24 protein-coding genes are annotated in these 19,394 nt (G+C 34.9%); 14 read left to right on the top strand and 10 right to left on the bottom strand.

Going from position 1 to position 19,394, the window contains the following annotated elements:
• The first annotated feature begins 8 nt into the window (after positions 1–8).
• The 3 genes from C3L23_RS06015 to C3L23_RS06005 are packed head-to-tail and all read left to right on the top strand — an operon-like array spanning position 9 to position 1,872.
• A complete protein-coding gene (locus C3L23_RS06015; RefSeq protein WP_127680837.1) occupies positions 9–1,151 on the top strand; it encodes a phage tail sheath family protein in 1,143 nt (380 codons plus the stop codon).
• 9 nt (positions 1,152–1,160) lie between these two features.
• Positions 1,161–1,646 (top strand): phage major tail tube protein, encoded by a 486-nt coding sequence (locus tag C3L23_RS06010; protein ID WP_127680835.1) that lies wholly within the window; start codon positions 1,161–1,163, stop codon positions 1,644–1,646.
• A 13-nt stretch (positions 1,647–1,659) separates the two neighbouring features.
• Entirely contained in the window at positions 1,660–1,872 is a 213-nt protein-coding gene (locus C3L23_RS06005; RefSeq protein ID WP_127680833.1) for a phage tail assembly protein, read from the top strand.
• Positions 1,873–1,971: 99 nt separating this feature from the next.
• Here C3L23_RS06005 and C3L23_RS09500 read toward each other — a convergent pair whose 3' ends face one another.
• The gene (locus C3L23_RS09500) at positions 1,972–2,154 is read right to left on the bottom strand and encodes a hypothetical protein (protein WP_168175717.1); all 183 of its coding nucleotides are present in this window, start codon (positions 2,152–2,154) and stop codon (positions 1,972–1,974) included.
• Positions 2,155–2,182: 28 nt separating this feature from the next.
• On the opposite strand from C3L23_RS09500, the gene C3L23_RS06000 reads away from it, so the two are divergent.
• The 6 genes from C3L23_RS06000 (at position 2,183) to C3L23_RS05975 (ending at position 7,942) form a co-directional block, all read left to right on the top strand.
• The gene (locus C3L23_RS06000; RefSeq protein ID WP_127680831.1) at positions 2,183–4,693 is read left to right on the top strand and encodes a phage tail tape measure protein; all 2,511 of its coding nucleotides are present in this window, start codon (positions 2,183–2,185) and stop codon (positions 4,691–4,693) included.
• Positions 4,683–5,048, top strand: a complete 366-nt coding sequence (locus C3L23_RS05995; protein ID WP_127680829.1) for a phage tail protein — start codon at positions 4,683–4,685, stop codon at positions 5,046–5,048. The genes C3L23_RS06000 and C3L23_RS05995 overlap by 11 nt, the downstream gene beginning before the upstream one ends.
• Positions 5,041–5,244, top strand: coding sequence for a tail protein X (locus C3L23_RS05990; protein WP_127680827.1), 204 nt, complete (start codon positions 5,041–5,043; stop codon positions 5,242–5,244). The genes C3L23_RS05995 and C3L23_RS05990 overlap by 8 nt, the downstream gene beginning before the upstream one ends.
• A complete protein-coding gene (locus C3L23_RS05985) occupies positions 5,241–6,170 on the top strand; it encodes a phage late control D family protein (protein ID WP_168175716.1) in 930 nt (309 codons plus the stop codon). The genes C3L23_RS05990 and C3L23_RS05985 overlap by 4 nt, the downstream gene beginning before the upstream one ends.
• Positions 6,171–6,534: 364 nt before the next feature.
• The gene (locus tag C3L23_RS05980; protein ID WP_127680823.1) at positions 6,535–7,245 is read left to right on the top strand and encodes a restriction endonuclease; all 711 of its coding nucleotides are present in this window, start codon (positions 6,535–6,537) and stop codon (positions 7,243–7,245) included.
• Complete coding sequence (locus C3L23_RS05975; protein ID WP_127680821.1) at positions 7,235–7,942, top strand: polysaccharide lyase family 7 protein; 708 nt, start codon at positions 7,235–7,237, stop codon at positions 7,940–7,942. The genes C3L23_RS05980 and C3L23_RS05975 overlap by 11 nt, the downstream gene beginning before the upstream one ends.
• On the opposite strand, the gene truA is transcribed toward C3L23_RS05975, so the two are convergent.
• From truA to glmU, 7 genes are read right to left on the bottom strand one after another with little or no spacing between them, the layout of a single operon-like run.
• Complete coding sequence (truA, locus tag C3L23_RS05970; RefSeq protein WP_371264362.1) at positions 7,908–8,609, bottom strand: tRNA pseudouridine(38-40) synthase TruA; 702 nt, start codon at positions 8,607–8,609, stop codon at positions 7,908–7,910. The two genes, C3L23_RS05975 and truA, sit on opposite strands and share 35 nt — an antisense overlap.
• 14 nt (positions 8,610–8,623) lie before the next feature.
• On the bottom strand, positions 8,624–9,595 hold the full coding sequence (locus C3L23_RS05965; protein ID WP_127680817.1) for an LptF/LptG family permease: 972 nt from the start codon (positions 9,593–9,595) through the stop codon (positions 8,624–8,626).
• The gene (locus C3L23_RS05960) at positions 9,588–10,334 is read right to left on the bottom strand and encodes an A24 family peptidase (protein ID WP_127680815.1); all 747 of its coding nucleotides are present in this window, start codon (positions 10,332–10,334) and stop codon (positions 9,588–9,590) included. The genes C3L23_RS05965 and C3L23_RS05960 overlap by 8 nt, the downstream gene beginning before the upstream one ends.
• 15 nt (positions 10,335–10,349) lie before the next feature.
• Complete coding sequence (locus C3L23_RS05955) at positions 10,350–11,012, bottom strand: di-trans,poly-cis-decaprenylcistransferase (protein WP_127680813.1); 663 nt, start codon at positions 11,010–11,012, stop codon at positions 10,350–10,352.
• 3 nt (positions 11,013–11,015) lie between these two features.
• Complete coding sequence (locus C3L23_RS05950) at positions 11,016–11,711, bottom strand: hypothetical protein (protein WP_127680811.1); 696 nt, start codon at positions 11,709–11,711, stop codon at positions 11,016–11,018.
• Entirely contained in the window at positions 11,692–12,834 is a 1,143-nt protein-coding gene (coaBC, locus tag C3L23_RS05945; RefSeq protein WP_127680809.1) for a bifunctional phosphopantothenoylcysteine decarboxylase/phosphopantothenate--cysteine ligase CoaBC, read from the bottom strand. The genes C3L23_RS05950 and coaBC overlap by 20 nt, the downstream gene beginning before the upstream one ends.
• A complete protein-coding gene (gene glmU, locus C3L23_RS05940; RefSeq protein WP_127680807.1) occupies positions 12,831–14,114 on the bottom strand; it encodes a bifunctional UDP-N-acetylglucosamine diphosphorylase/glucosamine-1-phosphate N-acetyltransferase GlmU in 1,284 nt (427 codons plus the stop codon). Before glmU ends, coaBC begins: the two co-directional genes overlap by 4 nt.
• A 47-nt stretch (positions 14,115–14,161) precedes the next feature.
• Between glmU and C3L23_RS05935 the strand changes: the two genes are divergently transcribed.
• From C3L23_RS05935 to C3L23_RS05915, 5 genes are read left to right on the top strand one after another with little or no spacing between them, the layout of a single operon-like run.
• The gene (locus C3L23_RS05935; protein ID WP_127680805.1) at positions 14,162–14,929 is read left to right on the top strand and encodes a motility protein A; all 768 of its coding nucleotides are present in this window, start codon (positions 14,162–14,164) and stop codon (positions 14,927–14,929) included.
• An 8-nt stretch (positions 14,930–14,937) separates the two neighbouring features.
• Positions 14,938–15,714, top strand: coding sequence for an OmpA family protein (locus tag C3L23_RS05930; protein ID WP_127680803.1), 777 nt, complete (start codon positions 14,938–14,940; stop codon positions 15,712–15,714).
• Between the two features lie 7 nt (positions 15,715–15,721).
• Positions 15,722–16,450 (top strand): flagellar type III secretion system pore protein FliP, encoded by a 729-nt coding sequence (gene fliP, locus C3L23_RS05925; RefSeq protein WP_127680801.1) that lies wholly within the window; start codon positions 15,722–15,724, stop codon positions 16,448–16,450.
• A 38-nt stretch (positions 16,451–16,488) separates the two neighbouring features.
• Entirely contained in the window at positions 16,489–17,586 is a 1,098-nt protein-coding gene (trmA, locus tag C3L23_RS05920) for a tRNA (uridine(54)-C5)-methyltransferase TrmA (protein ID WP_127680799.1), read from the top strand.
• Positions 17,587–17,588: 2 nt separating this feature from the next.
• Positions 17,589–18,533: a ketopantoate reductase family protein gene (locus tag C3L23_RS05915; protein ID WP_246831051.1), complete on the top strand. Its 945-nt coding sequence runs from the start codon at positions 17,589–17,591 to the stop codon at positions 18,531–18,533.
• On the opposite strand, the gene ruvX is transcribed toward C3L23_RS05915, so the two are convergent.
• Together ruvX and C3L23_RS05905 are read right to left on the bottom strand one after the other, a co-directional pair.
• Complete coding sequence (ruvX, locus tag C3L23_RS05910) at positions 18,512–18,895, bottom strand: Holliday junction resolvase RuvX (RefSeq protein WP_127680796.1); 384 nt, start codon at positions 18,893–18,895, stop codon at positions 18,512–18,514. The genes C3L23_RS05915 and ruvX overlap by 22 nt on opposite strands.
• The gene (locus C3L23_RS05905) at positions 18,868–19,380 is read right to left on the bottom strand and encodes a DNA-deoxyinosine glycosylase (protein ID WP_127680794.1); all 513 of its coding nucleotides are present in this window, start codon (positions 19,378–19,380) and stop codon (positions 18,868–18,870) included. Before C3L23_RS05905 ends, ruvX begins: the two co-directional genes overlap by 28 nt.
• Between the last annotated feature and the right edge of the window lie 14 nt (positions 19,381–19,394).

Here is a 19,394-nt window from a genome sequence, read left to right as displayed (position 1 = left end):
GAGAGGAAATGGATTTAAACTTTGGTATTAACGGAAGTATAAGTGTAGAAGCTGCAAGACCGGTCTTAGTAGACACATCCACGCCGATTGGAATTGTGGTGCCGTTTGGGGATACGGACGGGGAATTTAAAGTGTTTAATAGTGCGGATGAGATGAAAACATATCTTGAAGAAAAAGGTGCGACTGAGGACGATCTGGCTTATAAAACGGCTAATGCTATCAGTCTACAAAACGCAAGAGGGAAAATCGTCGTTAAATTTGTAACATACACAAAAGACGCAGACGGAAACGATACAACAAAACAAAGCGTTTTAGATGGGCTTGACGTGTTAAAAACTGCACCGCAGGACGAAAACATTCTTACAACGCCTGACTTGATTATCTGTCCTGAATATTCTTACGATACAGACGTAGCGGCAAAAATGGACAGTTTGGCAAGTCTTTTTAGAGCAACGGCTATCGTGGACGTAAACGCGCCTGATGAAGCTACTGCAAACTCATTTGCAAACAATTTTGGAAGCAGATATATGCTTTTATATAACGGAAGAAGCAAAGCGGAAGGAAAGTTATATCCGACAAGTGCACTTATAGCGGGATTAATCGCATATTGGGATGCAGGAGGAGACAACGGATACGACCCGTTCGGATATGCAAGAAGCCATTCTAACAGAATTGTTAAGGGTGTGAGCGGAAGTGAAAGAATTATCGAATATTTTGACGGAGTTGATTGCGAAGCAAGAAGACTAAGACAAAACGGTATCGGTTCAATCGTTCAGGATATTGGTTGGCGTTCTTACGGATTTGAGACAAGAGACATTGATCCAATTTGGCAAAGTTTGGAAAGAGTCAGAGCTTTCCACAGATGGCTTGAAGCAATTATCGAAGCTAACAAATGGGCGAGAGACAGAAGTGCGGACCAATTAGTTTGGGTTAAGAAGACGTGTGCGGAATTTTTCAGAAAACTTACCGGGGCGAATATTGCACTTGGGTATGAGATTTATTTAGATCCTAATTTAACGGATGTGACGGCAGGCAAATTTACGTTTGTGCTTAAAACAGCAAATATGCCGTCAATTAGAGAACTTAATTTCGAGCTTGTATTTAGCGATGATTGGAATAACGCATTCGTAAACTGGATTAATTCTATTTAAGGAGAGTAAATGAACTATGCAGCATTATTAAGAGGAAAAGACGTTTTTGTAGAAGGTATCGGATTTATCGGAAAAGTGGGGGATATTGAACTCCCTAAAATTTCCTTTAAACAAGCAGATGTGAACAATATGAAAATTGATACGGGTGTTTTGGAACCGATGGAAGCGAAATTGACACTTAATGAGTTAAACGATATTTTGTGGACGGCGGTTTCTAAGAGATTAAAAGATATGCCGACTTTTGTTGTTAAAGCAAGTGCGGTTAGCGACGGTGTGGAAACGAGTATTTACGTGGAGATGAGCGGCTGGGTAAGTGAAAGTGAAAACCCTGTTAAAAACGTAGGTGACGCAATAGAAGTAACGCTTAATATTAACGTGCAGACTTACAGATTGGAAATAGACGGAAAAGAGAAATATGGAATAGATATTCCGAACTATATCTGCAAAATAGACGGGGTTGATACATACGAAACTCTTAGAAAACACATAATGTAATTAAGGAGATGAAATGAAAGAAATTAAATTAAGCGATGGAAGAGTTATAAAAATGAGAAGTCCAAAGGTAAGAGATATAAGAGCGATTGACAAAATAGAAGGTGAGAGTGAAAAAGAAATTACTTTAATTTCAAATCTTACCGGACTAAGCATTGCTGAACTTGATGATTTGGATTTGAAAGAATATAAAAAATTACAGGACGCATTAGCGGGTTTTTTGTCGTAAATTGGAGTGACGCTGTAAAAGGCGTTGCTCTTATCGGCAATGTATTACATTTCGGGTTTAACGAAACAATGGAAATGGAGATTGATTTGTTTTTAGATTTTATTCAGGAAGCAAAGAATTTAATAGAGATAAAACAAACGCAGTTATAGGAGCGGCCAGTAAGCCGAAAAATATACTTCCTATAACGGCTTCTGCAAAAGGAGTGTTCCAAATTGTTATTAAAAACACCACTAAACAACTCACAAAAATTACGAAATAAACATTATCTATTAACTTTCTCATATTTATATTATATCAAAAAAGGTGAAATATGCCAAAAACATTAGGGTTGGATATTGTAATAGGTTCTGCAATAGGCGGAGCGGTAAGCGGATTTCAAAGCGTTATAGGAGAAGCCGATAAATTAGGCAATGTAATTACAAAATTAAATTCAAAAAAATTAAACGTGTTATCAGAAACGCCTGAGGTTAAAAAGTTAAACGACAGGCTTTCTACATTATCACAGACAATAGAACACTTATATAAGAAAAAAAGAGATTTGCAGATAAAAAAAGCATTAGCAAAAAGCGATGAAGAGGCTAAAAAATTTGATGCGGAACTTAAAAAAACAAATAAAAATATTGCCGCATTAAACGGCCACAAACTTAGAATCAGTGCTGATCTTGCAAAAGCGAAAGAAAGAGCAAAGCAGACCAATAAAGAATTTAAGAAATTAGAGCATACTGTTGAAAAATTGAATAAATATAAACTAAAAATAAATGCTATGCAGATAAAAAGAAATGAATTCAGATCTAAAATATTTGATACGCTTGCAATTGGGACTGCAATAACAATACCTTTTAAAGCCGGAATCGATTTTCAAAGCAGCATGGCGAGAGTAAAAGCGCTTACCGGTGCTACCGGCAAAGAGTTTGATCAGTTAAGGGCTACTGCTAAAAAACTTGGTGCGACTACAGTATTTAGTGCAAGCGAAGCGGCACAAGGTATGCAGTTTTTGGCAATGGCCGGTTATAAAACAAACGATATTGTAAAAGCAATGCCAGGAATTTTAAACCTGGCGTCTGCCGGACAGCTTGATTTGGCGCAAACGGCGGATATTGCTTCTAATATTTTAAGCGGATTTAATTTAAAAGCTTCTCAGACTACACATGTAGCGGATGTATTGGCAAAAGCAGCTACAAGCACTAACGTTACAATAGGAGAACTTGGAGAAACTATGAAATATGTCGCTCCAGTTGCAAGTAATTTAGGTGCAAGTATGGAAGAGGTTACGGCATTAACCGGACTTTTGGGAAATGTAGGTATTAAAGGAACACAAGCCGGAACGGCTTTAAGGGCAATGTATGCGAGATTGGCTGCGCCTCCGACAGAAGCATTAAAGACTATGCAAAAATTGGGGCTTGTTACAAAAGACGCAAACGGAAAATTTGTAGGAATGACTAACATATTAAAACAGTTACAAGAAAAAACAAAAGGTATGAGCGATACTCAAAAGGCGGCGATTCTTAAAAATTTATTCGGAATAGAAAGTATGTCTGCCGCAATGGCCTTGCTTAAAACACCGATAAAAGATATTAAAAAATTAACAAACGAATTAAAAAATTCGGACGGAACTGCTAAGAGAATTGCCAAAACACAGACGGATACCGTTGCCGGTGCTTTTAAACAATTAGGCAGTGCAGTAGAAGGGGTTAGTATCGCATTTAGTTCGTTGTTTTTACCTGTAATTAAAACTTTAACGCTTGGTTTGGCAAAAGTTGCAAGCTGGCTTAATAATTTTATAGAAAAACACAGAATTTTGGCTACTGTAATAGGTGGTGTGGTAGGAGGTATAATGGCCTTTTCTATTGCCGCTTCCGTTGCCGGGTATGCGTTTAGCTTTTTAGTTACCGGTGTTACAAGAGGATTGACGGCATGGACGCTGCTAAATGAAAATCTTACATTGGCAAATATAAAAACAAAAGCACTAACCGTTTGGCAAACTATATTAAGTGCAAAAACAAAAATAGCAACAGCAGTGCAGTGGGCGTGGAACGCAGCTATGACCGCTAATCCTCTTGGGCTTATTGTTGTAGCGATAGGTGCGGTAGTAGCTGGTGTGGTTTGGATGTATAAAAAATTTGACTGGTTTAGAAGCGGTGTGAGTGCCGTGTGGAGCGGGATAAAAAGTGTATTTACCGGAGCATGGGAAGGTATCAAGGCGGTGTTTAGTGCCGGATGGAAATTTATAAAATTTATATTCAGCTGGTCGCCTATTGGATTAATTACGAGTCACTGGGGAGAAGTGACAAATTGGTTTGGAGGATTTTGGCAAAAAATAGGTAAATATTTTAAAATTGGGGTTACATATATCGCAAATGTGTTTTTAGCGCCGATTAAATTTATCAAGAAAATATGGGAAAATCTTTTAAATTGGATAAAAGAAAAAATAGGCTGGATAGGAAAAGCGGTAAAAGGAATTGCTCATTTCTTTGGATTTGGCGGAGATGATAAAGAAAAAAAATCTACCGTTAAAAAAGTTGCTACCGCTACCGTTGCTGCAACAAGTATTACAACTGCACAGTCGAACTTAAACGTTAAACCTTTAACATTTCCAAACAGTCAGATTAATACAGCAAGCATTGAAACTGCGGCAGTTAAACAAAACGCTTCATCTGGTTCAGGGCAAATGGTTGTATATAACTTCAATTTCGGAGATTTAAAACTCGATATTAAAGACGGAAAAATAGTTAATCCGCAAGAGTTTAAAGCGGAAATTGAAAAGGTTTTGGAAGAGATCAATTTTGAAAGACACCAAAGGAGTTTAAGCGATGTTGTGTAGTTTAGGGGAATTCGTTTTCGAAGTAGGGGGAGTTGAGTTTGAAAAATTAAGCAGATCTTTGAAATTTAATTTTGCAAAAAGAGACAGAGTAGGGGCTAATCCTACATACCAAAGCATTAAAGGATATGAAGAAAGTTTTACAATAGATGGAAAATTAATTGCAAAAAGCAACAGTTCTCTTAAAAAGTTGGAGGATATTGCTAAGAAAAAAGGTCCGGTAAGACTTACTCTTGGAAGCGGGGAGAGTTTAATGGTGCTAATCGACAGTATAGGCGAAGCAAGAAGTATGTTTTTAAAAGACGGGCATTACGTTAAAAATGATTTTAAAGTGCAATTAAAGGCTTACTATGATTGAGATTAAACTTATTGAAAACAAAAGGCTTGACCAGGTCGTTTATGAAAATTTAGGAACTCTTGATAATTTTGAAGAGATACTTGAACTTAACAAACATCTAATAGAAAAGGAAATTTTAGATATAGGAGATATTGTTTATCTTCCTGAGCCTGTGCAGACAAATGAAAAAATTGTAGAAGAAAAGGCGTTGTGGTGAATAAATTTACACCGGATTTCAAAATTGAAGTAAATGGAAAAGATGTAACCAAAACAGTTAAGCAGCATTTGGTAAATCTTAGCCTAAAAGACGAAGCTGGAGATGCAACGGATGATCTTACTTTGAATTTTGATAATTTGTTTGTTCGACCAAACTATGAAGACAAAATAAAAGTTTGGCTTGGATATAAAGAGACCGGACTTTATTACTGCGGTGCTTTTTTGGTCCAGACAACAGAAAAAAATCAAAACTCTTTAAGGGTAAGCGCAACAAGCACGAACTTTACAACCGAAATTAAAAAGAAAAGAAACCGAAGTTATGAAAATATAAGCCTTTGCGATTTGGTTAAAAAGATTGCGGATAGCAATAGCTTGAAATACAAATGCGATTTCAAAGATGTGTTTTTTAAACATCTTTCGCAAACGGACGAAAGCGATTTAAACCTGCTTAATCGAATAGCTAAAATGTATAACGCTACGTTTAATATCAAAAACGATACGCTTATTTTTATCAAAAAGCAGGGAGATAATGATTTACCTGTTTTTGAAATAAACAGAAAAAATGTAAGCAGCTGGACGATTAAATATGCAAACAAAACTTTATATAAAAGCGTAAAAGCAACCTGGCATGATACTAAAGAGAATAAACAAAAAGAAGTTATTTTCGGAAACGGAGAGCCGCAGTATGTTTTGCAAGACACATTCAAAGATAAGAGCGAGGCGCTAAAAAGAGCAGAAGGGATAATGGATCTTCTCAATTCAGGAATTAAAAGCGGCAATTTGACAATAGACGGAATGAATATTATTGCAGGAGCTAAATTGAAACTAAACGGTTTTGGTGAAGATGATGGAGAATATTCTATTAAAAGAGTAACGCACAATTTAAGCGGGAGTGGATATACGGTTAGGGTGGAATTTGAGAGCTGATAAGAAAAAACAACATTAAAAGTTATTTAGGGGGTATAAGAAAAAAAGTTATACTCCTTTTTTTGTTATAATTATATTTAGGCTCTGCAAATCTTGTGACGTCCTTGCTTAAGGGGCAGGTGCTAACCGTGTCGCAAATTTGCAGGCCGTTTAATTTTGTAACACTTTAAATTTAAGGGGTATAAGTAGGGGTATGAAGAAAATGAGAATTAATAAAAATGCTAAAATATAGGGCTTTTATTGATAAAGTCAGAAGTTGCCCCCGCAACCAAAAAATTAATCAATATGGTGTCTGTCACTTATCTTATTTATTTTTCTCCTTTTTTAATTATGCTAAAATTTTATAAAAAAGATTGGAGTAATTGTGTTAATTGATATTCTAAAGGTTATAGGCCCTTCATTATTAATATTGGCTGGGTTTTATATTTATATAGATAAAAAAACTGAAGAAAAAATAGAACAGTTTCAAAGAGAAAGGGCTCTTTTAGAAAAATTAAAAGAAAATAATGAAAATTTCACTATTGAATTTGAAGAAGAAAATGAATTTCTAAATGATATTGAAACCTATGTTAGAAAGAATGAGGATAAATATAAGCCAAATTCGTACGAAAATGAAAAAAATACAGAATTTTTAAAAGAAGAAAAAGTGGATCTTGAAAGTATTAATACTTATTCTTATAATATGAGAAAAAGTTATGAAATAAAAGGAAAAAAATTTGAACAAATAGTAAAGAAATATTTTGAAAAACAAGGATATAAAGTTATTGATAACTCTGCATTAAAAGGAAAAAAAGATGAGGGTATCGACTTAATAGCTATTGATGAAGCAAAAAGTGAGTATTTATGCATTCAATGCAAAAATTGGGAAAAACGTAAAATAAATCATAATCATATTAAACAATTTTTATCGGATTATATTCTATATTTAAAAAAACATAAAGTAGAAGTTATAAAGTATAAAAAAAGAAAATTTATTTTAGCTATACCTGATAGAATTTTAACGAAAGCAGCTTATGCAAGGATTAAAGAAAATGTTGATATTATAAATTATAAAATTATTAATAATGATATTTGAAGTTTTTATTTATTGCTTATTAACTTTAAATATATATGCTTATCAAAACAACAATCCGTTTAAAAATCTCCTGAAACAGTCCGTAAAGCTGCAGGCTCCTACAAGCAGATATAATCCTGAATATTCAATAGGTTACGGAAAATTCAAGCCCAGTATCAATAACAAATATTTTGTTTTGGATAAAAACAGAATAGTGTTTAAAGTGTGCGGTAATCATAAAAGAAGCGAGTTTCGTTTTAGAAAAGAATGGAAAACGGATAACAAAAACGGTGTTTTTTTACATGTATTGTGTAATGTATATCCTGTAAACTGTAACAGGGAATTTACTTTTTTACAGATTCATGCTGATCCAAAAAAGTCAAAAGCTCCTAATAAACCTCTTTTAAGAATAGTCTGGATTAAAAAATACAAAAATATAAAAAACGGAATATGGGCAGTAATAAAAAATAAAAACAGCTATTCAAAAATATATTTAGGTGTTTTACATAATCCTTTAAATATAAAAGTTGAAATCAAAAAAAATATTTTAAAAATTTACTATCAAAAAAAATTAAAAGTACTGAAAGACGTTTTTTACTGGGAAAAGTATTACAGCTATTTTAAACTTGGGGTATATAATCAGTGCAAAGGTTGCAGCATAAGCGAATTTTATGAAATTGACACTAATACCATATTCTCTCAAGATAAAGCCCGTTAGGCGGTGCTAAATGCTTGGATATAAGCTCTTTTTTCGAAAGCTGTTTGTCTAAATCGTCCAATGTTAAAATGTTTTCGTTTATTTTCAGTATAAAATCCACAATAAGTCTTATCTGTCCTCTTAAAAAGCCGTTTCCGGCTATTTTAATTACAGTAAATGATTTATATTTGTAAATTTCCGTTTTGTAAATTTCTCTTATATATGAGTTAACTTCACTTCCGGTCTTGGCAAAATACTCAAAATCGTGTTTTCCTTCAAAACGTTTAAGGGCCTTTTTTATAAGCGGTATGTCTATTTTTTGAGGATAATAAGTTATGTAATCTGAAGTATGAGGTGAGTAAACATGTGATAAAATGTATCTGTAGCTTCTTTTTTTGGCATCAAATCTTGGGTTAAAGCCGGCATTTGCAAATTCAAGTTTTTTAATATGTATATATGGGTGGAGGATTTTATTTAAAGAATTTTTAAGTTTGTTAATTTCCCAAAAGTCTGGGATGTCGAAGGCAATTACCTGGTTAAGGGCGTGAACTCCTCTGTCAGTCCTTCCTGCATGTGTTACGGCTGAAGATATGTTTAGTTTTTGTAGAGAATTTTCAATTTCTCCCTGAACGGTGATTTTGTCAGGCTGTTTTTGCATACCGTAAAATTTGCTTCCGTCATAGCTGATAGCGGCTTTTAGTTTTAAAATGGCGTTTTCCTTTTAAAAGCGATATAACCTGAAATAAAAAACAGAATACTGATGAGTGTATTTATCCACAGCGATGATGTCGTTTTCGTAACAACTAAATATATTACAAGCAGGGCAATGGCAAATACCAGAGACCTGTTTTTGTGTATTCTGGAGTGAAAAAACGAAATAGGGGGAATAAAAAATATCAGACTGACAGGCAGCAGCGCAAAAGGAAGATAAAATCCGAAAAGTTTTTTAAACTTTTGAAAATATTCGGAAAATCTGAAAATCGAATAGTTGCTTTTAGGGATTTTTTTATTTATATACATAGTGTCGAAATTTATTATTGCGTTTTTATCAAACGAATAAACGTTTCCTTTTTCAAGCTCGAAAGTCAAATAGCCTTTGTTAGTTTTTAAATCGGCGTATTTTGCAAGGATTAACTGATTGTTTTTATTATTGTATAAAATAAGATTTTCGTATTTTTTAGCTTTTTTTGATGTTGTGAAAATGTTCCATTCTCCAAATTTTTGGGATATTTGAGATGTCTGGAAGTTAAATCTTGCTTCTTGCTGTTTTTGTGCTTTGAAATTTTTAAAAGCTATTTTTGCATAAGGAATGGAAACAAAGAGAATAATTAGATTTATTACTGTTAATAAAATTGAAAAATAAAAAAACGGTTTTAAAAGTTTAAATGGCTTCACTCCCAGTGAAAATAGCGCTACAAGCTCCTGTGTTTCGCTGTGTTTTGAAAAAAGTGAAACTATTGAAATAAAGAATGAAATAGATAATGCTATAAACAGCACTTTCGGAAGGGAAAGCATATACATTTTAAAAAGTTCCGCAAACGTTATGTGAATGTTTGAAGTGATATTTGCTATGGATATGATAATAACTATTGACGTAATTAAAAACAGAATCAGAAATATCATTAAAAATATCGGCCAGAAGCCTGATATAAGATATTTTGAAAGTCTATCCATATATGTTGCTCCATAATAATTCAAAATATCCGTTGAATATCCAGACGATAAATGTGCCTAACGCCAAAAAAGGTATAAAAGGCAGTTCAAAATCATTGTTTTTAATTCTGTTGTAAATTGAAGGCAGTATAGCTAGCGCCGAACCTATAAAAATAGCGATTAAGGCAAGTTTTACTCCCAAAAGCGCTCCCATGGTTCCCGCTACGATAATATCTCCCTCGCCCATTGCTTCTCTTTTTATAATATATGACACATAATATCTGATTAAACTCATGCCTCCCATTAATATCAATGCGTTTGTGAAATTGTTTAAAATATCGGTTGAATTAAAAAACGCTAGTGTTAATGCAAGCAGATTAAGTGAATCGGGTACCGCTTTATAGTCAAAATCTATCATACTCAGTGCCAAAAGAGTTGAAAATACGGCAAAATTAATAATAAAAAATATATTTAAACCGGTTTTGTAATAAACAATTACGGCTATTATGCCTGTCAGCAGTTCTATAATAGGATAACGCACAGAAATTTTTGCTCCGCATGAAGCACATCGGCCTTTTAATATAAGCCATCCGATTATTGGAATGTTATGCCAAGGTTTTATTCTTGTGCCGCAGGCCGGACAGCTGCTAGGCGGCGATATTATGCTTTTTTGTTTAGGCAGTCTGTAAATGACTACATTTAAAAAACTTCCTATACAAAGTCCAAATAAAAAAACGAATAAAAGTTCGATATTCTCCATATTACATCTCCAGTTTTATATTCCGCCGAATCTTCTTTCTCTCAGGTGAAACGATTTTATAATTTTATCAAGTTCTTCGGGTGTAAAATCCGGCCAAAGAGTATTTGTAAAAAACATTTCGGCGTAAGCGCACTGCCATAACAGAAAATTGCTAAGTCTGATCTCTCCGCTTGTTCTTATTAAAAGATCCACGTCTCTGCTTATGTCCAGATTGTTTTGTATGTTTTCTTCTGTGATTTCTTCGTTTTTGTCTATTAATTTTTTAACGGCTCTTGTTATTTCGTTTTTGCTTCCGTAGTTTAACGCCAAAATTTGCGTAAGTTTTTTATTGTTTTTCGTTTTTTCTTTTGTGAGTTCGATTCTTTTTTTCAGTTTGTCGGAAAATTTTGAAATATCGCCTATTGTTTCAAATCTGATATCGTTTTTAATATATGTTTCAAGCTCTTTTTCCAGATAATTTTCCAGAAGTTTCATTAAAAATTCTACTTCCATTTTGGGTCTTTTCCAGTTTTCAGTAGAAAAAGCGTATAGCGTTAAATAGGATATTTCGTCATTCTGTGCACAGTATTCGGTGATTTTTCTGACCGTTTCGGCACCTTTTTTATGTCCTTCTATTCTTTTTAAACCTCTTTTTTTCGCCCATCTCCCGTTTCCGTCCATAATGATAGCTATATGCATATATTAAACCTTTAAATTTAATAAGTTTTCAGAAAAATTATATAAAGGCGACACTTCTTTTTTGTATAAAAACAGTTCCAAAGAAAGCTCGTCTTTATATAAATTTATTAACTGCAGTGTAGCATTATAAGGTGAATAAACCGTTAACGAGTTTTCTGTTATCTCACCTTCGAGTTCCCCTAAATGATTGAATATTGCATAAAATTTTACCTTGTTTTTTGAGTATTTATACTGCATTAGGGCTTTTTTTTTCTCGTTGATTATTAAATGGTGGATTTTCTGTTCGTAAGCCATTAACATGTTGGTATAAAATATAAATTCAAATTTTGACACGGAATTTGACAAATGCTGTAAAATTTCCTGTTTTCCGAATGAATGCAGTGAGCTGTTTTCTTCGTTTGTGTTTTTTATTTCCAGTTTTTCCATCATTTCAAGCAGACGGGGCAGTTCTTTTAAATTGCTTATCTGCAGTCTGTTTTTGTTTTCTTTTATTTCGGCGAAATATTTTTTTCCGATAAGCAGGGGAATGGAGCTTTTTGTTTCGATTTCCCTGTTTCCGAGTTTAATAAGATATCTTATGGGATTGATCTGTTTTTTTACTTCTATTTTTACAGGAAGAGTCGCATTAAACTCTTTAATTTCTTCAAGTCTGTTTACAGCTTTGAGAATTTTGCCGAGTTTAGATATGTTTAACGGCATCGGCTATCTTCAAAGCTATGTTTTCTTTAGTGTCCTGCGTAAAAACAGTTTCCGAATTATTGGTGATGAAAATTATTTCGTTTTCATCGCTTCCGAAATCGTTTTTTGTAAGAAGATTCAGGCAAACGGCGTTGAGATTTTTCTTTTTTAAAGAGTTTTTTGCGTATTTGACTGCATTTTGTTCGTCTCTTTCCGCTTTAAAACCTATTTTTTTGAATTTTTGATCTTTCAGACTTTCAAGAATATCGATATTCTTGTTCATTTCCAAAATCATTTTTTCACCTATTTGCTCTTTTTTAAGTTTGCCGGAGGTGTATGAAGGTTTAAAATCTGAAATTGCGGCAGCCATAATTAAATAATCGGGATCGGAATTTAATATTTCCCTGTAATAATCCTCTGCGCTTTGAACTTTTATCTGTTTTATTTCTTTGGTGATATTATGTTCTTTACTTGAGATAAGCGTTACGTCGGCTCCTTTTATATAAAAGGCTTTAGCCAAAGCTTCTCCCATTTTACCGCTTGAAAAATTGCTTACAAACCTTACATCGTCAATTTTTTCTATACTTCCGCCTGCTGTTACGGTTACTTTTTTATTTTGCCAAAATTCGTCTTTGTTTAATTCCCTGAGTGCTCTTAAAAATATTTCTTCCGGCTCGGCCATTTTGCCTATTCCTTCGTCGCCGCACGCAAGAAGTCCCGCATTTGCTTCAATTATATTTAGCTTTTTGAAACTTTCCTGGGTTGTTGGATGATTATACATATTTGTATTGGCGGAAGGAGCGAAAAGCACCGGTGCCGTACATGCCAGATAAGTCTGTAACAGCAGATTGTCCGCTATACCGTTTGCCGCTTTGTTTACTGTATTTGCAGTTGCGGGCGCTATTATGTAAATATCTGTCCATTTTGCATAATCAATATGGTTCATTTCGCTTGACCAGTCTTCGTTTTGTTCTATTAAAACTTTTTGTCTTGTTAAGGTTTCGAATGTAAGGGGTGATATGAATTTTGCGGCTGCCTGTGACATAACCAACCTGACGCTGTCGCCGTTTTTCACAAAGAGTCTTATAAGCTCGCATGTTTTATAAATAGCTATGCTGCCGGTTACTCCGATAAGAATATTCACTTCTGTCTCCCGAAAAACTTGTAGTAGAAGTTTTTAATTATTTTAAGAGGGGCTCTGCTGATTGCAAGAGAGCCTTTTTTTATGTCTTTGTTTACCGTGCTGCCCGCGGCAATCATTACATCGTCTTCAATTGTTACAGGAGCTATAAGCTGTGTATCGCTTCCGACAAATACGTTTTTGCCGATTTTCGTTTTGTATTTGGCTTTACCGTCATAATTGCACGTGATTGTTCCGGCTCCTATATTCGTACCTTCATCTATTTCACTGTCTCCGAGATAGCTTAAATGGCCGGCTTTTATACCTTTTAATTTAGAAGCTTTAACTTCTACGAAATTTCCTATATGTGTGTCTGTGAGTTCGCTTTTAGGCCTGATTCTCGCCATCGGTCCTACGCCGCTTTTTTTTATAACCGCTTCTTCTATTACGCTTAAAGGTCTGATTTCGCTTTCGATTATTACGCTTTTTTTAATTACACATCCGTTTCCTATCTCACACTCTCCCTCAAAACTTGAATAAGCGTCTATATAAATTGTATCCGGCAGATGCATTATTACCCCGTTTTGCATCCAGAAGTTTTTTATTCTCCTGCACATTATCTCTTCCGCGTGGGCAAGGTCTTTTTTCGAATTTACGCCTTTGAAGTTTTCTTCATCAACTTCGACTGCTTTTATTGTAAGGGCGTCTTTTGAAGCCATTTCGATTATATCGGTTAGATAATATTCTTTTTGTTTATTGTTGTTTGAAAGTTTTGGCAGATATTTTTCTAAAACCGCTTTTTTAAACAGATATACTCCCGCATTCACATAAGGAATTTTGAGCTCTTCTTCGTTTGCGTCTTTTTGTTCGACGATTTTTTCAACTTTTCCTTCTTTTATTACGACTCTTCCGTAACCGTCGGGATTATCCAGTTTCATTACGCTCATGACGATATCCGCGTCAATTTCTTCGAATTTTTTTAGCTCTTCGGCTTTAATTAGAGGCATGTCGCCGTTTAATACCAAAACCTTATCTGCGCTGAGCGGCACTTCTTTAACCGCTCCGCCCGTTCCGGGAAAATTTTCAAGGTCCTGTTTTATAATATTTACCGGATATGCGTTTACGGTTTCGCTTACTTTGTCAAACTGGTGGTTTAATATAATGTCTATTTTATCTGTAAGTTTTAAACTTTCTTCTATAATGTATTCAATCATACTTTTGCCGCATAGCTTATGAAGCACCTTTGCAGTGGGGGATTTCATACGCGTTCCTTTACCTGCGGCTAAAATAATAATTTGAAGCATACAAATTTCCTTTTTTTGTTATAATTATAGCAAAAAAGGCTATTTTAATGGATTTAGCAAGTGTTATCGGGCTAGTAGGAGCGCTCGGTTTAATTATTGCCGCAATGGCAATGGGGGTGGGTATAGGTCCATATATCGACGGTCAGTCGGTGTTAATCGTTGTGCTTGGGTCAATTATGACGCTTTTTATTGCAAACAAAATGGAAATGATGACCAAGTTTGCAAAAGTTTTTATGATTGCCATCAAACCAAGCTATCAGCCAAATTACGAAGAATTGATTAAAAAACTTGTTGATTACGCCACACAGGCAAGACGCGACGGTATACTTTCACTTGAGCAGGCCGCCGCTAACGAAGAGGATGAGTTTCTGAAAAAGGGTCTTTCAATGGCCGTAGACGGAAACGAACCCGATACGATCAGAGAACTTTTGGAAATTGATCTTGAACAGATGGATGCCAGACATAAAAAGATGGCATCGATTTTTAACAGCTGGGCAGGTCTTGCCGGTGCGATGGGGATGATCGGTACTTTGGTCGGTCTTGTTGCGATGCTTCTTAACATGTCGGATCCTTCTGCGATTGGTCCGGCGATGGCGGTTGCGTTATTGACAACGTTATACGGTGCGATGATCGGGAATATTTTCGGAGGACCTATAGCCAATAAACTCGGACTTAGAAATGATGACGAAATACTTGCTAAAACAATGATAATTGAAGGAATTATGTCGATTCAGGCCGGAGACAATCCAAGAACGCTGGAAGCAAAACTGTTAAGCTTCCTGCCGCCGGCACAGAGAAAGTCACAATTTGAATAGGAAAATTTATGGCTAAAAAATGTAAGTGCGAATGTCCTGAATGTATGCCCGAATGGCTTGCTACGTTTGGGGACTTGATGAGTCTTCTTTTATGTTTCTTCGTTTTGCTTCTCTCAATGTCTACGATGGATGCCAAAAAAGTTAAAGAAGCTATAGGTTCTTTAGCCGGGGCATTGAGCGTATTAGAAGGCGGAACACAGACAGAAATCAGCAGAAACAGAATTCAGCAGGCTACTCCTATTGAAAGAAACGAGGAAACTGCGCAGACCGTAAATAAACTTTCACAGGCTATTGCTGAATTTAAACAGTTTACAGCGGGAGGCAAAGGGCCGGCTATCACTCTTGAAGAGGGAGAAGAAGGCTTTTTCATAAGACTTCCTGCAGATATTACGTTTAAATCCGGAAGCGCGCAGATTACAAATGAGGACAGTCTTCTGTTTTTGAAAAGAATCGCGCTTATTATCAAAGAATATTTGCCTAAAAACATTGAAATTCAGGTAAAAGGTTTTACCGACAACGTTCCTCCTCCCCCAACGTCTCCTTATGCGGACAACTGGGAGCTGAGTGCGGCCAGAGCTTTAAGCGTTCTTAAAATATTAATCAAAGACGGTGTAAATCCGAAACAGCTGAGTGCCGCCGCATACGGGGAATATCATCCTATAGCTGCTAATGCGACACCACAGGGAAGGGCTAAAAACAGACGGGTGGAAATATGGTTCTTCTCGAAGAAAAAACAAAATCAAAGTAAAATTGAAAAATCCGTATTAGACAAAGTTAAAAAATAGGAACGGCATGAAAAAACTATTCTTTTTACTGATTCCTATATTGATATTTGCGGCTGCGCCGCAGATTCCAACCGTTAATTTGTCTTTGACAGCACCGGAAACTCCTAAACAGCTGGTAAGCGTTTTGAATATTACCATTCTTTTAACTTTACTGGTGTTGGCTCCGAGTATTATACTTGTTATGACCTCTTTTGTGAGGCTTCTAGTAGTATTCGGTTTTTTGCGTCAGGCGTTGGGGACTCCTCAGTCGCCGCCTACAACCTTACTGGTTTCTTTGGCTTTGGTATTGACGTTTTTTATTATGGAACCTTACGCAAAACAGGCTTACAATAACGGAATAAAACCTTATACTGAAAAGAAAATCGGATATGAACAGGCTTTTGAACGGAGTATCAAGCCTTTTAAAACGTTTATGATTAAAAATACCCGTGAAAAAGATTTGGCTCTTTTTTTCAGAATAAGACATCTTCCAAATCCTAAAACGGTAAATGACGTGCCTTTGACTATTCTTGTTCCGGCTTTTATGATAAGCGAATTGAAAACGGCGTTTGAAATAGGGTTTTTGATATTTTTGCCGTTTTTGATTATAGATATGGTGGTAAGTTCCATTTTAATGAGTTTGGGTATGATGATGCTGCCGCCTGTAATGATATCACTGCCTTTTAAAATACTGGTATTTATATTGGTGGACGGCTGGAATCTTATAGTGCTGGGGCTTGTCAAGAGCTTCCATTAGAGTGTTCATAAAAAATTGAAGTTTAATAAAGGAGTAAAATGAACTGCAGCAGTTTTGGAAAATGCGGAAGCTGTGTACTTTGGCAAATGCCTTATGAAGAACAGTTAAAAATGAAAAGCGGACAGTTAATAGAGCTTTTCAGTGAATTTGATATGCCCGGGCTTGAAGTAGTGCACGGAAGCGACGAACATTTTAGAGCCAGAGCCGAATTCAGGGTGTGGCACGAGGGTGATAAGAGCTATTACGCTATGAGAAAAAGAAAAGAAGACGGAAGAGGTGTAATTCCGATAGAAGAGTGTAAAATAGTCGACAAGGCCATTTACGAGGTGATGACGCCTCTTTTAAATGAAATAGAAAAAAATGACAATTTAAGATTTAAACTTTATGAAATAGATTTTTTAAGCAATTCCAAAGGCGAGCTTATCGTAACGCTTATTTATCACAGAAAAGTTGATGAAACCATAGCGGAGGATATACAGAAGCTTAAAGACAAATTTAAAAATATAGATTTCATAGTCAGAAAAAAAGGAAGAAAGTATGTTTTTGATAAAAATTATTTAATTGAAGAGCTTAATATCAATTCAAAAATTTACAAATATAAAATAATCGAAAACACTTTTTCACAGCCTAACCGGCAGATGAATCAGAAAATGATAGAGTGGGCAATGAGAAACTCGGAAGACTTAAGAGGCGATTTGGTTGAACTTTACTGCGGTAACGGAAATTTTACCATTCCGCTTAGTGAGAGGTTTAACAGGGTAATAGCCACTGAAATCAGTAAAGAATCAATTGAAGCGGCAACTTATAATGCGGAAATTAACGAAAGAGGGAATATAACTTTTCTTGCTATGAGTGCGGCTGAATTTTCAAAACTGTATAAAGACAAATCGCCTTTAATCACCAAATATGATTTAAAAAACGTTTTAATAGATCCTCCCCGTGCCGGGCTTGATGATAAATCCAGGGAATTTGTAAACGAATTTGACAATATTATATATATTTCATGCAATCCCGAAACCCTTAAAAGAGATTTGCAAACACTCTCAAAAGGCAGAGAAATAAAAGCTTTTGCCTTTTTTGACCAGTTTCCGTATACAAACCATGCCGAATGCGGCGTTATTTTGCAAAAAAGATAATTATGGTAAATTTGATAGATTTTAAAGATTTAATAGGGGAACTGTTTTTAATAGGTCTTTTTCTTTCACTTGCACTCGGTGCCGTTATTGCAGGGAAAATTCTGGATAAAAGGAAACGTATGAAAATACTTGTCGTGGGATTAGGCGGAGTTGGAGGATATTTGGCGTATAAACTCATAAAGTGCGGATATAATATCGATGTATACGCTACTGAAAAAACAAACGAAAAAGTCAAAAAAGAAGGACTTAAAATAATAGATGTCGATAAAGAAGATACCGTTTACCCGAATGTCGGCATCGACGGGATTTACGATATTATTTTTATTACGGCTAAATCATACAGTCTTGATGAGGTTATAAATGAAATAGAAGGCCATTATCATAATAATACAAGAATAGTTCCTATATTAAACGGAATAGGGCATTTTGAAAAATTTAAAAATATCGGGGCTAAGATTGTAAAGGCCTGTATTTATATTCTTTCGAATAAAAAAGACGTTAACGTTATTTATAAAAAAACACCGCTTTTTTATATGTGTCTTGAGAATGATGAGATATTGAAAAAAGTTTTTGAAAAATGCGATTTGAAAATCAAATTTTCAGACAGTATCGATAAAGAGATATGGAAAAAATATCTCTTTATTTCAACGTTCGCGACACTTCAGAGTTATTATGACAAACCTACCGGCTGGATTATGGAAAATAAGCGTGAAGAGGTAGAAAAATTTTTGGATGAAGTAATAAATATAGCAAAGAGTTACGGTATAGATTTAAGTTCTGAAAAAGAAAAAGTTATCAATCAGGCATTAAATATACCGTATGAAAGCAAAATGAGCATGCAGATCGATTATGAAAAAGGTAACAAAACGGAAGTAGACAATCTTACCGGTTTTCTTGCCGAAAAAAGTGATTTTATTAAAAAATATTACGATTTTCTGGCTAAATAGTTTTCTATAAGTTTTTTTGCCACGAGAGAGTCTATCCTGCCGTCTTTTTTATGTTTTATAACTCCTTTTATTTCTTCTTCCACTTCCGCACTTGTATAACTTTCATCAATAAAAACGGTACTGCCGTTAAAATCCAAAAGCGAAATGAAATGTTTTATTCTTCTTTGCATCTCTTCGTTTGTCATTGGCAGTCCAACTACCAGCACATCGGCTTTATATTCGTTTATTTTATCCATAACTTCTTTTGCCGCCTGATTTCTGTTTTTTCTTATGACTGCAGGCAGTGGCACAACAACGCTTCCGTTTGAAAACGCCACTCCTATACGTTTTAATCCTACGTCAATTCCAATAATTTTTTCCATATTTCAGCCTTTTGATCTGGTTTTAATCTTGCGTTTAACGGACTGGGACTTGGCAGGTATAATGGAGAATTGAGAATTGAAAATTGAGAATTTTTAAAATGTTTTTTTATTACGTTTTCCGCAGTTCTTGAAGTTACCGCAACTTTTTGTATATTCTTATATGTTTTTAGTAAGTTTTCAATATTACACGGTTTGATTATTTCCAGATTATCATCTCTTGAGTTTCCATCTTTTCTCACACATTCGCATACTGCGTCCCAAAGGGCGATTTTGTGTCTTTTTAAAAATTCGATTTTTTCTCGGATGTTTTCAGGTTTTTTATCATTAAATATAATAGACAGTATATTCCAAAACTGGTTTCTAGGATGAGAATAGTAGAAATTGTTTTCAAATGATTTGATAGACGGAAACGTTCCTAGTATCAATATTTCACTGTCTTCAAAAACAACCGGTTTAAAAGGATGAATTAATTTTTCATTCTCCATTCTTTATTCTCCGT

It is taken from the genome of Nautilia sp. PV-1, assembly GCF_004006315.1.
Classification (GTDB): Bacteria; Campylobacterota; Campylobacteria; order Campylobacterales; family Nautiliaceae; genus Nautilia; species Nautilia profundicola_A.
This window is presented reverse-complemented; position numbering and strand designations above follow the sequence as displayed.

What these genes read in the sequence shown, in the direction of transcription:
- C3L23_RS06005 (WP_127680833.1), top strand. Translation starts at nt 1,660, where the DNA reads ATGAAAGAAATTAAATTAAGCGATGGAAGAGTTATAAAAATGAGAAGT.
- C3L23_RS05915 (WP_246831051.1), top strand. Translation starts at nt 17,589, where the DNA reads ATGGTAAATTTGATAGATTTTAAAGATTTAATAGGGGAACTGTTTTTA.
- C3L23_RS06010 (WP_127680835.1), top strand. Translation starts at nt 1,161, where the DNA reads ATGAACTATGCAGCATTATTAAGAGGAAAAGACGTTTTTGTAGAAGGT.
- C3L23_RS05935 (WP_127680805.1), top strand. Translation starts at nt 14,162, where the DNA reads ATGGATTTAGCAAGTGTTATCGGGCTAGTAGGAGCGCTCGGTTTAATT.
- C3L23_RS05965 (WP_127680817.1), bottom strand. Translation starts at nt 9,595, where the DNA reads ATGGATAGACTTTCAAAATATCTTATATCAGGCTTCTGGCCGATATTT.
- C3L23_RS06015 (WP_127680837.1), top strand. Translation starts at nt 9, where the DNA reads ATGGATTTAAACTTTGGTATTAACGGAAGTATAAGTGTAGAAGCTGCA.
- C3L23_RS05975 (WP_127680821.1), top strand. Translation starts at nt 7,235, where the DNA reads ATGATATTTGAAGTTTTTATTTATTGCTTATTAACTTTAAATATATAT.
- C3L23_RS06000 (WP_127680831.1), top strand. Translation starts at nt 2,183, where the DNA reads ATGCCAAAAACATTAGGGTTGGATATTGTAATAGGTTCTGCAATAGGC.
- C3L23_RS09500 (WP_168175717.1), bottom strand. Translation starts at nt 2,154, where the DNA reads ATGAGAAAGTTAATAGATAATGTTTATTTCGTAATTTTTGTGAGTTGT.
- C3L23_RS05930 (WP_127680803.1), top strand. Translation starts at nt 14,938, where the DNA reads ATGGCTAAAAAATGTAAGTGCGAATGTCCTGAATGTATGCCCGAATGG.
- C3L23_RS05990 (WP_127680827.1), top strand. Translation starts at nt 5,041, where the DNA reads ATGATTGAGATTAAACTTATTGAAAACAAAAGGCTTGACCAGGTCGTT.
- glmU (WP_127680807.1), bottom strand. Translation starts at nt 14,114, where the DNA reads ATGCTTCAAATTATTATTTTAGCCGCAGGTAAAGGAACGCGTATGAAA.
- C3L23_RS05950 (WP_127680811.1), bottom strand. Translation starts at nt 11,711, where the DNA reads ATGCCGTTAAACATATCTAAACTCGGCAAAATTCTCAAAGCTGTAAAC.
- C3L23_RS05995 (WP_127680829.1), top strand. Translation starts at nt 4,683, where the DNA reads ATGTTGTGTAGTTTAGGGGAATTCGTTTTCGAAGTAGGGGGAGTTGAG.
- C3L23_RS05960 (WP_127680815.1), bottom strand. Translation starts at nt 10,334, where the DNA reads ATGGAGAATATCGAACTTTTATTCGTTTTTTTATTTGGACTTTGTATA.
- ruvX (WP_127680796.1), bottom strand. Translation starts at nt 18,895, where the DNA reads ATGGAAAAAATTATTGGAATTGACGTAGGATTAAAACGTATAGGAGTG.
- C3L23_RS05955 (WP_127680813.1), bottom strand. Translation starts at nt 11,012, where the DNA reads ATGCATATAGCTATCATTATGGACGGAAACGGGAGATGGGCGAAAAAA.
- fliP (WP_127680801.1), top strand. Translation starts at nt 15,722, where the DNA reads ATGAAAAAACTATTCTTTTTACTGATTCCTATATTGATATTTGCGGCT.
- trmA (WP_127680799.1), top strand. Translation starts at nt 16,489, where the DNA reads ATGAACTGCAGCAGTTTTGGAAAATGCGGAAGCTGTGTACTTTGGCAA.
- C3L23_RS05905 (WP_127680794.1), bottom strand. Translation starts at nt 19,380, where the DNA reads ATGGAGAATGAAAAATTAATTCATCCTTTTAAACCGGTTGTTTTTGAA.